The organism is Streptomyces chisholmiae (assembly GCF_031845445.1).
GTDB lineage: Bacteria > Actinomycetota > Actinomycetes > Streptomycetales > Streptomycetaceae > Streptomyces > Streptomyces chisholmiae.
This window is the reverse complement of sequence record NZ_JAVREO010000021.1, coordinates 61,385-73,723: the sequence shown is the minus strand read 5'-3', so window position 1 is coordinate 73,723 and position 12,339 is coordinate 61,385. Positions and strand designations below refer to the sequence as shown.

The window sequence follows — 12,339 nt, the reverse complement described above, 5'->3', positions numbered from 1 at the left end:
TCGTCCTGCCCCCTCCTGCCCGTCCTGTCCGTTCCTCGCCCGATCCGGTCCCGTCGCCCGGCTCAGCCCTTGGCGACCGCGCGCAGCCGGTCGAGCACGTCGGCCCGCAGCTCGGCCGGCTCCAGCACCAGCACGTCGGGGCCGAACTCGGCCAACCAGGCGTCCAGGCCGTGGCCGTAGGGGATCTCCAGCTCGTCCCACTCCACGCCGCGGCTGATGAACCGGGTGGCCCGGGCCCGCAGCGGATAGCCGGCGCCGGCCCGCAGCCTGATCCTGGCCTGCGCGGTGGCGTGCTCCCCGGCGAACCGGGCGACGGCCTCGCGCACCGCGATCTGGTCCGGCACCTCGGCGGTGAACTCGCCGGCCCGGGAACGCACCCGGCCCACGATCCGGGAGAGCCGGAAGACCCGCTGGGCCCGCCGCTCCCGGTCCCAGCCGGAGAGGTACCAGTTGCCGTGCCAGCACTCCAGCGCCCACGGCTCGACCTGCCGGGCGACGGGACTGGCGGCGTTGGACTTGCGGTAGTCGAAGGTGACCACCCGCCGGTCCCGGCAGGCGATCATCAGCGGCTCGAACGCCGCCTCCCCGGCCGGCACCCGCGGCTCCAGGGCGCTGTAGCGGTCCTGGTCGGCCTCCGCCATGGGGACGCCGGCGGCCCGCAGCTTCTGCAGCGCGCCGCTGGCCGCGCCGGCCAGCCTGGCCTGCTGCCAGACCTTGGCGACCAGCCCGAGCGCCGCCGCCTCGGCCGCGTCCAGGGCCACCGGGGGAAGCTGGTTACGGTCCCGGCGGGCGAGATAGCCCACCTCGCCGTCCAGGCTCTCCACCGTCTCGATCACCATGCCCAACTCGCGCAGGTCGTCCTTGTCCCGCTCGAAGGTGCGGTTGAACGCGTCCTCCGAGGTGACCTCCAGATACGCCTCGATCGAGGTGCGCAGCTCGCGCTTGCTCAGCGGACGGCCGGTGTTCAGCAGGCACAGGGCCAGGTTCATCAGCCGCTCGGCCTTGGCGATGGCCATCGCCCCGCCACCCCTTTCCGTTCCGTCCCGGCCACCGTCGGCGACCGCTCGCGACACCTGCCACCCGCTCGCCACGGCGACAGCCAACAGCCCCTCGGGCCGGAGGTGTTCGGCGAGACGGGCGTGGGCCCACCCCCGCGACGGGGATGGGCCCACGGTACCGCTTGCCCGGATCAGACCGAGACCAGGTCACAGACGAAGATCAGGGTCTCCCCCGGCTTGATGCGCCCGCCCGCTCCCGCGTCCCCGTAGGCCAGGTGCGGCGGGATGATCAGCTGCCGGCGGCCGCCGACCCGCATCCCCTGGACCCCGCGGTCCCAGCCGGGGATGACCTGGCCGGCACCGAGCTGGAAGGTGAGCGGCTTACCGCGGTTCCAGCTGGCGTCGAACTCCTCGCCGGTGCTGAACGCCACGCCCACGTAGTGGACGGAGACCTGCGCCCCTGCCTCGGCGACGAACCCCTCGCCCTCCCAGAGGTCCTTGATCTCCAGGTCGGCCGGCGGCTCGCCTCCCGGGAAGTCGACCTCGGGCTTCTCGCTGTTCACTGAAAACCACTCCTACGAAGGATCACTCAAAGCGCCATAGGTTGACGCCAGGTACCGAAGGGCTGTCCGCGCCCTCAGGCGGCACCAATAATGTCAACCACGAAGACCAGCGTGGAACCGGCCGGGATGCCGCCGTTCTCCGTGTCGCCGTAGGCCATGTCCGGCGGCAGCACCAGCAGGACCCGGTCGCCGACCTGCTTGCCCACCAGGCCCTGGTCCCAGCCGGGCACCACGGAGCCGGTGCCGATCTGGAAGGCCGAGGCCGCGTCCCGCTGCCACGAGGAGTCGAAGACCTCGCCGTCGGCCCAGGTCACGCCCGTGTACTGGACGACCAGCGCCTGCCCGTTGGTCACCTCGGGGCCGTCCCCCTCGACCAGCAGCTGCTCCCGCAGCTCGGCCGGCGGGTCCTCGCCCTCGGGGATGGTGACCTGCGGGCCCTCGTCGGTCATCTCCACCGACGGCAGGCCGTCCTCGGTGGCCGCCTGCTCGCCCTCCACGCCGCCCGCGGCGTCCACGCTGGCGCTGGCCACGATGTCGAAGACCCAGACCACGCCGTCGTCGTCGGTCAGGCCGGCCTGCTGGGCGGCCGGGCCGAGCAGCTCGACGGCCCGCCCCTCGATCTTGATCCGACTGCCCACCTGCTGCCCGACCAGCGGCTCGGTGACCGTCTGCGGCAGCGCGGACTCGACGTTGGCCTGGGCGATGACCTGCGGCTTCGCGCCGTCCTCGGTCGCCTCGATGGGCTCGCCCTGCGCCGTCTGCCAGGTGTTGACCAGCTGGGACTCGCCCTCCACGGTCTGGGCGACGACATCCATCCGCAGGTAGTCGCCCTCGGCGATCTCGGCGCCGTCGCCCTCCCTGAGCACCTCGACCACGGTCTCCTCGGAGACCGAGGCGTCCTCCTTGATCTCGATCTCGGGCTGCTCGCCCGGCTTGCCCGAGACGGTCGCGACCGGGCCGCCGCTGTCGCCGCCGCTCTCCTCGGAGCCACAGGCTGCGATGAGGAGGAAGGCCGGAACGGCCAGCGCCGCGACGATGCGGTGCGCTCGTTGTGTGGGGATCATGAGTCCAACTCGCGGTAGGAACGGCCGGGGCGGGACCCCGCTGGTCCCGCCCACCCTACGGCCTCCGACTCGCTCCGGAATCGCTCACATGCCGGCGATCAGCTTCTCCACGCGCTCGTCCACCGAGCGGAACGGGTCCTTGCAGAGCACCGTCCGCTGGGCCTGGTCGTTGAGCTTGAGATGCACCCAGTCCACCGTGAAATCCCGCCGCTGCTCCTGCGCGCGGCGGATGAAGTCCCCGCGCAGCCTGGCCCTGGTGGTCTGCGGGGGCACGGACTTGCCCTGGAAGATCTTGAGGTCGTTGCAGATCCGTTCCGCCTGCCCCCGCCGCTCCAGCAGGTAGTACAGGCCACGGCGGCGGTGGATGTCGTGGTAGGCGAGGTCTATCTGGGCGACCCTGGGGTGCGACATGGTCAGGTTGTGCTTCGCCCGGTACCGCTCGATCAGCTGGTACTTCATGACCCAGTCGATCTCGGTGTTGATCTTGTCCAGCTCCTCGGCGCGGATCGCGTCCAGCGTCCGGCCCCACAGCTCCAGCACCCGCTCGGTCAGCCCGGAGCGCATCCCGCGGCGCTCGCAGAAGTCCAGCGCCTTGTCGTAGTACTCCTGCTGGATGTCCAGCGCGGACGCCTCCCGGCCGGTGGCCAGGCGGACCTTGCGCTGCCCCGTGGTGTCGTGGCTGACCTCGCGGATGGCGCGGATCGGGTTCTCCAGGGTGAGGTCGCGCATCACCGTGCCGGCCTCGATCATCCGCAGCACCAGGTCGGTGGCGCCGACCTTGAGCAGCATCGTGGTCTCGGACATGTTCGAGTCGCCGACGATCACGTGCAGCCGGCGGTACCGCTCGGCGTCCGCGTGCGGCTCGTCCCTGGTGTTGATGATCGGCCGGGAGCGGGTGGTCGCCGAGCTGACCCCCTCCCAGATGTGCTCGGCGCGCTGGCTGACGCAGAAGACCGCGCCCCTGGGCGTCTGGAGGACCTTCCCGGCCCCGCAGATCAGCTGCCGGGTGACGAGGAACGGGATCAGCACGTCCGCCAGCCGGGAGAACTCCCCGTGCCGGGCGACGAGGTAGTTCTCGTGGCAGCCGTAGGAGTTGCCGGCGGAGTCGGTGTTGTTCTTGAAGAGGTAGACGTCGCCGGCGATGCCCTCCTCGTGCAGCCGCCGCTCGGCGTCCACCAGCAGGCCCTCGAGAATGCGCTCGCCTGCCTTGTCGTGCGTGATCAGTTCGGTGACGTTGTCACACTCCGGGGTGGCGTACTCCGGGTGCGAACCGACGTCCAGGTACAGCCGGGCACCGTTGCGCAGAAAGACGTTGCTGCTGCGGCCCCATGACACGACCCGGCGGAAGAGGTAACGCGCCACCTCGTCCGGGGACAGCCGTCGCTGGCCACGGAACGTACAGGTGACGCCGTACTCGTTCTCCAGCCCGAAAATGCGGCGATCCATGAGTGAACATTACGCCTGATGCCCGCTTTTGAAACCGGGTTCGAGCACGGCGTTTCGATCATTTCGCGATTCCAGCTGCGGGTTGGCGACACCGCCGGGAACTGCGAGAACGCCCCGGGTGCCGAGCAGCACCAGCACCGCGAGCCAGCCCGCGACACCGGCGACCAGGAAGCCGAGGGACGCGTCGCCCCACTCGATGACCGGGCCGACGGCGGCGGTGCCGATCGCCGTGCCGACCCCGAAGGTGGTCACCAGCCAGGAGAACGCCTCGGTGACCGTACCGCGCGGCGCGTGCCGGTCGATCACCACGAAGGCGCAGGCCAGGGTCGGTGCCAGGAACACGCCGCTGAGCCCGGCGAGCAGCGTCATCAGGGGCACCGACGCGGGCGTCAGGGCGAGCGGCAGGTAGCCGACGGCCAGCGCCACCACCAGCAGCAGCAGCCGGGGCTCCGGCGCCCCGGACCAGGGCCTGGCCCCGTAGGTCAGCCCGCCCACCAGGGCGCCGACGCCGAGCGCGGAGAGCAGGTAGCTGGCGATCAACTCCTCGCCCCCGGCGTCCGCGTAGGCGACCGAGGCGACCGAGATCGCGCCGAGCGCCATCCCGACGCACAGGAAGCAGCCGAGCAGCGCGAGCAGCCCGCCGGAGCGCAGCGCCCCCAGCCAGTGCGCGTCCCGCGGCTCGGCGCGCCACTCCCGGGAGGGGGCGGAGACCAGCAGGGAGACCGCGCCGAGCAGGCCGACCACGTTGATCACCAGCAGCGCCGCGGCCTCGGACCAGGCGGCCACCAGCAGCATCACCAGCAACGGACCGCCGGCGAACATGACTTCCTGGGCCACCGCGTCCAGCGCGTAGGCCCGGCGGAGCCGCTCGCCGGTGCCCAGCACGCCGGACCACAGGGCGCGCAGCGCGCCCTCCAGCGGCGGGGTGGTGAGCCCGGCCAGCAGCACCAGGGCGGCGGCCAGCGGAACCGACCCGGTGCCGAGCACCGCCAGCGCCGCCATGGCCAGCGCGGAGACCAGGGCGGCCGGGAACATCACCCGGGGCTGGCCGCGCAGGTCGACCAGCCGACCGAGCAGCGGCTGGCCGACGGCGGTGGCCAGGCCGTGGGTGGCGGCCAGGGCGCCGGCCAGGGTGTAGCCGCCGCCCTCGGCACGGGTGAAGAGCACGATGGCCAACGGGGCGGTGCCGTGCGGCAGTCGACCGACCAGGGTGCCGGTCAGCAGCCGCAGCACGTGGGGGGCGCGGAGCAGCTCGCCATATCCGGTGGCCATGTGTTCACCCTTCGCTAGTACTACGTATAACGTCGTTGATTCTACGTACCATGGGCCGATTCGGAAGACCGAGAACCGGCCCTTCGTGCCGCCCTTCGCCCCAGGGAGTCCCATGGCCCAGGCCCGCCCCCCGACCAGTCGCGACGTGGCGGAGGCCGCCGGGGTCTCGCAGGCCACCGTCTCGCTGGTGCTGCGGGACCGCTGGCACGGCCGGGTCTCCCCGGCCAGGGCCGAGTCGGTCCGGGCCGCCGCCCGGGAGCTGGGGTACCGGCCGAATCTGGCCGCCCGCAGCCTGCGGCTCGGCCGGGCGCGCACCGCGCTGGTGGTGGTGCCGGCGCTCACCGGCGACTTCTTCGGCCGGGTGTACGCCGGCGCCGCCCGGGTGGCGGCGGAACGCGACCTGGGCCTGGTGCTCTACCCGTCGCCCGAGGGCATCGGCCCGGCGCCCGACCCGTTCGCCTCGGCGAGCGCCACCCTCGACGGGGTGCTGGCCTCCTCGATGGCGGCCGAGGCGCTGGCCGCGCTCAGCGACGCCGGCCTGCCGCTGGTGATGCTGGACAGCGAGCCGGGCCGGGCGCCGGCGGCGGCCACCGTGAACCCGGACATCGCCGCCGGCATGCGGCTGGTGGCCGCGCACCTGCTGGGGCTCGGGCACCGCGCGATCACCCACGTCGCGGCCGACGTCGACTCCTGGACCTTCGCGGTGCGGGCCGGTGCCCTCGCCGAGCGGCTCGCGGCGGCGGGCGCGCCGCCGGCCCGCACCGAGCGGGCGCCGCTGACCGTGCGCGGCGGGCTGCTGGCCGCCGAACGGGCCCTGGCGGCGAGACCCCGGCCGACCGCGCTGGTCTGCGACGACGACGTGCTGGCCGCCGGGGCCTGCAAGGCGGTGCGGCGGCTGGGGCTGCGGGTGCCGGAGGACGTCTCGGTGACCGGCTTCGACGACCTGGCCCTGGCGACGACGGTGGAGCCGGAGCTGACCACGGTCAGCCTGCCGGCCGAGGAACTGGGCGCGGCCGGCACACGAGCCCTGCTGGCGGTGTGGGAGGGGCGTGAGCCGGGGGACGCCGTGCTGCCGGTGCGGCTGGTCCCGCGCGGCAGCACGGCGGCGCCGCCCGGCTGACCCTGTGCGAGGGTCGGCCGGGCGGCGCCGCCGGATCCGCCGGGCGGGCGGCTACTTCTTGTCGTCGGACGCCTCGTCGGAGGGGTCGTCGGAGGGCCCGTCCGCGGCGTCACCGGTGGCCGCGGCCGACTCCTCGCTCGCCAGCAGCCGGCCGAGCTGGGGCTGCAACACCCGCTTGAACTTGCGCTGTTGCGGCCGCTTGCGGTCGAGGACCGCGACCTCCAGCTGATCGCTGGTCAACTCCCGCTCGGCGCCGCCGCTCTCCCGGGCGAGGGAGGCCACGGCCAGCCGCAGCGCCTCGCCCAGACTCATGTCGTCCCGGTGCCGCTGCTTGAGATAGCTGCCGATCTGGTCGGAGTTGCCACCGACCGCGACCGAACCGTGCTCGTCGATGATCGAACCGTCGTGCGGCAGCCGGTAGATCTCGTCCTCGGCCGGGGTGGCCCCGACCTCGGCGACGAGCAACTCGACCTCGTAGGGCTTCTCCACCGTGGCGGAGAAGATGGTGCCCAGTGTCTGGGCGTAGAGGTTCGCCAGACCGCGGGCCGTCACGTCCTGCCGGTCGTAGGTGTAGCCGCGCAGGTCCGCGTAGCGGGTGCCGCCGATGCGCAGGCTCTCGTACTCGTTGTACTTGCCGGTCGCGGCGAACGCGATCCGGTCGTAGATCTCGCTCACCTTGTGCAACGCCCGCGAGGGGTTCTCGGCGACGAACACGATGCCGTCGGCGTACTGGAGAACCACCAGGCTCCGGCCGCGCGCGATGCCCTTGCGGGCGTACTCGGCGCGATCGGCCATGGCCTGCTGGGGTGAGACATAGAACGGCGTGGACACCGGAGTTGTCCCTTCAGGTCTGGTCGGTCACAGCGGAATGGTCGGCACCGCGGGGCTAGACGGCGGGCGCCTGCGGCCCGTCGGGCCGCTGGAGACGACCGTCGTACACGGCCCTGGCGACCGCGGACACCTCGTCCTCGGTCAGGCGGCGGATGCCGTCCTCGGTGATCACCATGACGATGGGATAGATCCGGCGTACGAGATCGGGCCCGCCGGTCGCCGAGTCGTCGTCGGCGGCGTCGTAGAGGGCCTGGACGACGACCGTGACGACCTGGTCCTCCGTCAGGTCCGTCCGGTGCAGCTTCTTCAACGAGCCACGGGCGAAGACCGATCCCGACCCCACCGAGGCGAAGCCCGTCTCCTCCGTCCGGCCGCCCGCGACGTCGTACGAGAAGATCCGGCCGCGCCCGCGCTCCAGGTCGTAGCCGGCGAACAGCGGGACGACCGCCAGGCCCTGCATGGCCATGCCCAGGTTGCCCCGGATCATGGTGGCCAGGCGGTTGGCCTTGCCCTCCAGCGAGAGCACCTCGCCCTCGACCTTCTCGAAGTGCTCCAGCTCCAGCTGGAAGAGCTTGACCAGCTCGACCGCGATACCGGCCGTGCCGGCGATGCCCACGGCCGAGTACTCGTCGGCCGGGAAGACCTTCTCCATGTCCTTGGTGGCGATGACGTTGCCCATGGTGGCGCGGCGGTCGCCGGCGAGGATCACGCCGCCGGCGAAGCTGGCGGCCACGATGGTCGTGCCGTGCACCGCCTCGACCGGGCCCTCGATGGGCGGCCCGACCCGGCCGGGCAGGCGCTCGGGCGCGTGCTCGCTGAGGAAGTCCAGAAAGGAGGACGACCCCGGCCGCAGGAAGGCCGCCGGGAGTCGCCCCTGATCGTGGGAGTTGGCTGCCACAGGTTTCCTTCCAGGTAGGCGAAACGGTCCGCTGCTCCGGGCCAGCGGGGCCGGGCAGGGGCAGCGTACGTCACGGACCCTACCCGTCACATGGACATGATCCACATGCGTCGGAAGCGATACCTGCCAGCCCCCGGCCTACTGGCCGCCCTTCTGTACGAAGCTGCGCACGAAGTCCTCCGCGTTGGACTCCAACACCTCGTCGATCTCGTCCAACACCGAGTCCACGTCGTCCGTCAGGGCCTCCTGACGCTCCTTGAGGTCCTCCGCGGACTGGGCGTCCTGCGTCTGCTCCTCGGTCTCGGCTTCGGTACGCGACGCCCGCTGCTGGCCGCCGCCGGTGTCCTTGGTCGCCATCTCCCTCACCCCATGCTCGGCTGTGACGTGACAAGATCAGACCCTACTAGCCGGGGCTGACATCGGCCCCTGGAGCGGCTGGCTCCACGGGTCCCTCTGATCATTCCCTGATCTGCGACGATTCAGCCGCCGGAGAGCGCCCGGACCAGATCCTCCGCGGTGCCGGAGCGCTCCAGCAGCCCCTCGACGTGCTCCCTGGTGCCGCGCAGCGGGTCCATCGTCGGCACCCGTTGGAGGGAGTCCCGGCCCGGCAGGTCGAAGATCACCGAGTCCCAGGAGGCCGCGGCCACGTGGTCCGCGTAGCGCTCCAGGCAACGGCCCCTGAAGTACGCCCTGGTGTCCTCCGGCGGCTCCCGGCGGGCGGCGGCCACCTCGTCCTCGTCCAGCAGGGTCCGCATCCGCCCGCGCGCGACCAGCCGGTTGTACAGGCCCTTGTCCGGCCGGATGTCCGAGTACTGGAGATCAACCAGGTGCAACCTGGCCGCCTCCCAGTCCAGGCCGTCCCGGCGGCGGTAGCCCTCAAGCAGCTCCCGCTTGGCGACCCAGTCCAGCTCGTTGGCCAGGCTCATCGGGTCGCTCTCCAGCCGGGTCAGCACGTCCTCCCAGCGGGTCAGCACATCCACGGTCTGCTCGTCCGCGTCCGCGCCCCAGCGCTCCTCCACGTACTTGCGGGCCAGCTCGAAGTACTCCATCTGGAGCTGCACCGCGGTGAGCCGGCGGCCGCTGCGCAGCGTCACCAGCTCCCGCAGCGACGGGTCGTGGCTGACCCGGTGCAGGGTGCGAACCGGCTGGTCGACGGCGAGGTCCACGGCGATGAAGCCGTCCTCGATCATGGACAGGACCAGCGCCGTGGTGCCCAGCTTGAGGTAGGTGGAGATCTCCGACAGGTTGGCGTCGCCGATGATCACGTGCAGCCGGCGGTACCGCTCGGCGTCCGCGTGCGGCTCGTCCCTGGTGTTGATGATGGGGCGCTTGAGGGTGGTCTCAAGCCCCACCTCGACCTCGAAGTAGTCGGCCCGCTGGCTCAGCTGGAAGCCGTGCTCCCCGCCCTCCTGCCCGAGCCCCACCCGGCCGGCGCCGCAGACCACCTGCCGGGAGACGAAGAACGGGGTCAGGTGCCGGACGATCTCGGAGAACGGCGTCTCCCGCTTCATCAGGTAGTTCTCGTGGGTGCCGTAGGAGGCGCCCTTGTTGTCCGTGTTGTTCTTGTAGAGCAGGATCGGCTGGGCACCCGGCACCTCGCCGGCGCGCCGGGCGGCCTCCGCCATGATCCGCTCCCCCGCCTTGTCCCAGCGGACGGCGTCCAGTGGATTGGTCGTCTCGGGGGCGCTGTACTCCGGGTGGGCGTGGTCGACGTAGAGCCGGGCACCGTTGGTGAGGATCACGTTGGCGAGGCCGATGTCCTCGTCGGTGAGCTGGCTGGCGTCCGCGTTGTCCCTGGCCAGGTCGAAGCCGCGGGCGTCGCGGAGTGGGTTCTCCTCCTCGAAGTCCCAACGGGCCCTTCTGGCGCGGTGCATCGCCGCCGCGTAGGCGTTGACCACCTGGGAGGAGCTGAGCATGGCGTTGGCGTTGGGGTGGCCAGGGACGGAGACGCCGTACTCGGTCTCGATGCCCATCACTCGCCGTACGGTCATGCGGCCCTCCTTGCCTCACGGCGGCCCTCCGGCCCCGGTCGCTGCTAGCAGCCTAGGCGACACGGGGAGCGCTGAGGAGATCACCGCGAGTTTCCTTATGGACGGTCGGGGAAGACACGTCCGGCCGCGGGCCACGCCTCGCGTGTCCCGCGGCCGGACGTCCGTTGCCGCTGGTGCGGCCCTACAGGTACTGGCCGGTGTTGGCCACCGTGTCGATGGAGCGGCCGGTGTCGCCACCCTGCTTGCCGGTGACCAGGGTGCGGATGAAGACGATCCGCTCGCCCTTCTTGCCGGAGATCCGCGCCCAGTCGTCGGGGTTGGTGGTGTTGGGCAGGTCCTCGTTCTCCTTGAACTCGTCCACACAGGCGGCGATCAGGTGCGAGACCCGGATGCCCTTCTGCTGGAGGTCCAGGAAGTCCTTGATGGCCATCTTCTTGGCCCGGTCCACGATGTTCTGGATCATGGCGCCGGAGTTGAAGTCCTTGAAGTACAGGACCTCCTTGTCACCGTTGGCGTAGGTGACCTCCAGGAAGCGGTTCTCCTCGCTCTCCGCGTACATCTGCTCCACGACCGTCTGGATCATGGCGTCGATGGCGGCCTCCGCGTTGCCCGAGTGCTCGCTGAGGTCGTCGTCGTGCAGCGGCAGGCGCGGCGTGAGGTACTTGGAGAAGATGTCCCCGGCGGCCTCGGCGTCCGGGCGCTCGATCTTGATCTTCACGTCCAGCCGGCCGGGGCGCAGGATGGCCGGGTCGATCATGTCCTCCCGGTTGGAGGCGCCGATCACGATGACGTTCTCCAGCCCCTCCACGCCGTCGATCTCGGAGAGCAGCTGGGGGACGATGGTGTTCTCCACGTCCGAGCTGACGCCGGAGCCGCGGGTGCGGAAGAGGGAGTCCATCTCGTCGAAGAAGACGATGACGGGGGTGCCCTCGCTGGCCTTCTCCCGGGCGCGTTGGAAGACCAGGCGGATGTGCCGCTCGGTCTCGCCCACGTACTTGTTGAGCAGCTCGGGGCCCTTGATGTTGAGGAAGAAGCTCTTCCCCGCGGGCTTGCCCGTCACCTCCGCGACCTTCTTGGCCAGGGAGTTGGCGACCGCCTTGGCGATCAGGGTCTTGCCGCAGCCGGGCGGGCCGTAGAGCAGGACGCCCTTGGGCGGGCGCAGCTCGTGCTCCCGGAACAGGTCCGGGTAGAGGTAGGGCAGCTCGACCGCGTCCCTGATCAGCTCGATCTGGCCGCCGAGCCCGCCGATCCTGGTGTAGTCGATGTCCGGGACCTCTTCGAGGACCAGCTCCTCGACCTCGCTCTTGGGGACCACCTCGAAGACGTAGCCGGAGCGCGAGTCCAGGAGCAGCGCGTCCCCGGCCCGCAGGGTGGCGGCCATCAGCGGCTCGGCGAGCTTGACCACCCGCTCCTCGTCCGTGTGCCCGACCACGAGGGCCCGCTCGCCGTCCTCAAGAACCTCCTTGAGGGTGACGATGTCGCCCGCGTTCTCGAACTCCATCGCGGCCACGATGTTGAGCGCCTCGTTGAGCATGACCTCCTGGCCGCGGCGCAGCTCGGCCAGCTCAAGGCCGGGGCTCACGTTGACCCGGAGCTTGCGGCCGCCGGTGAAGATGTCGGCCGTGCCGTCCTCGTTGGCGGCGAGGAAGACCCCGAAGCCGGAGGGCGGCTGCGCGAGTCGGTCTACTTCTTCCTTGAGTGCGACGATCTGGTCGCGGGCCTCCCTGAGGGTGCCCGCGAGCCGCTCGTTCTGCGCGGAGACACCGGCGAGATTCGTCTGGAGCTCGACGATCCGCTCTTCGAGAATCCGAGTGTGCCGCGGCGAGTCGGCCAGCTTGCGGCGCAGGACGGTGATCTCCTGCTCAAGGTCGGCGATCTGGCGGGTCGGGTCGTCGGAACCTCGCCCGGACCGGATGCCGCGGTTGCTGTCGTCGTTCTGGGATACCACGGTCCTCACCTCCTCCAAGGGGAGCTGGACGCTTCCAGACCCTACCTGGACCGGTGCAGTTCGAAACCCCTAGATCACAAAGACGGTCGGGGCGTGTCCGATCTTCACCCTTGCGCACTCCCTCACGCCAGGGGGATACCCACCGGACGCCGTCCAGAAGCGACCGGTTGTATCGTCGATGGCGGTCAACACCCGTCGGGGACAGCTT

Annotated in this window: 11 protein-coding genes; 1 reads left to right on the top strand and 10 read right to left on the bottom strand. The window is 71.2% G+C overall.

The features are described 5' to 3' along the window. Positions 1-62 precede the first annotated feature (62 nt). The 5 genes from RM844_RS27085 to RM844_RS27065 all read right to left on the bottom strand — a co-directional run bounded on the left by RM844_RS27085 (position 63) and on the right by RM844_RS27065 (position 5,343). Positions 63-1,016, bottom strand: a complete 954-nt coding sequence (locus tag RM844_RS27085) for a helix-turn-helix transcriptional regulator (RefSeq protein WP_311670030.1) — start codon at positions 1,014-1,016, stop codon at positions 63-65. Between the two features lie 173 nt (positions 1,017-1,189). Further along, entirely contained in the window at positions 1,190-1,561 is a 372-nt protein-coding gene (locus tag RM844_RS27080) for an FKBP-type peptidyl-prolyl cis-trans isomerase (RefSeq protein ID WP_311670029.1), read from the bottom strand. A 74-nt stretch (positions 1,562-1,635) separates the two neighbouring features. Beyond that, positions 1,636-2,625, bottom strand: a complete 990-nt coding sequence (locus RM844_RS27075) for an FKBP-type peptidyl-prolyl cis-trans isomerase (RefSeq protein ID WP_311670028.1) — start codon at positions 2,623-2,625, stop codon at positions 1,636-1,638. An 84-nt stretch (positions 2,626-2,709) separates the two neighbouring features. Beyond that, entirely contained in the window at positions 2,710-4,071 is a 1,362-nt protein-coding gene (gene pafA, locus RM844_RS27070) for a Pup--protein ligase (protein ID WP_311670027.1), read from the bottom strand. 9 nt (positions 4,072-4,080) lie between these two features. Continuing rightward, entirely contained in the window at positions 4,081-5,343 is a 1,263-nt protein-coding gene (locus tag RM844_RS27065; protein ID WP_311670026.1) for an MFS transporter, read from the bottom strand. 112 nt (positions 5,344-5,455) lie between these two features. Here RM844_RS27065 and RM844_RS27060 point away from each other — a divergent pair, with 112 nt between their 5' ends. Further along, complete coding sequence (locus tag RM844_RS27060) at positions 5,456-6,463, top strand: LacI family DNA-binding transcriptional regulator (protein WP_311670025.1); 1,008 nt, start codon at positions 5,456-5,458, stop codon at positions 6,461-6,463. A 51-nt stretch (positions 6,464-6,514) separates the two neighbouring features. Here the strand turns inward: RM844_RS27060 and prcA are convergent, their stop codons facing one another. From prcA to arc, 5 genes are all read right to left on the bottom strand, one after another. Further along, positions 6,515-7,294, bottom strand: a complete 780-nt coding sequence (gene prcA, locus RM844_RS27055; protein WP_311670024.1) for a proteasome subunit alpha — start codon at positions 7,292-7,294, stop codon at positions 6,515-6,517. 55 nt (positions 7,295-7,349) lie between these two features. Continuing rightward, entirely contained in the window at positions 7,350-8,192 is an 843-nt protein-coding gene (prcB, locus tag RM844_RS27050; RefSeq protein WP_311670023.1) for a proteasome subunit beta, read from the bottom strand. A gap of 138 nt (positions 8,193-8,330) precedes the next feature. Then, positions 8,331-8,549 (bottom strand): ubiquitin-like protein Pup, encoded by a 219-nt coding sequence (locus RM844_RS27045; RefSeq protein ID WP_311670022.1) that lies wholly within the window; start codon positions 8,547-8,549, stop codon positions 8,331-8,333. A gap of 122 nt (positions 8,550-8,671) precedes the next feature. Beyond that, positions 8,672-10,183, bottom strand: coding sequence for a depupylase/deamidase Dop (gene dop / locus RM844_RS27040; protein ID WP_311670021.1), 1,512 nt, complete (start codon positions 10,181-10,183; stop codon positions 8,672-8,674). A 181-nt stretch (positions 10,184-10,364) separates the two neighbouring features. Continuing rightward, entirely contained in the window at positions 10,365-12,149 is a 1,785-nt protein-coding gene (gene arc, locus RM844_RS27035; RefSeq protein WP_394814607.1) for a proteasome ATPase, read from the bottom strand. Positions 12,150-12,339: the final 190 nt, after the last annotated feature.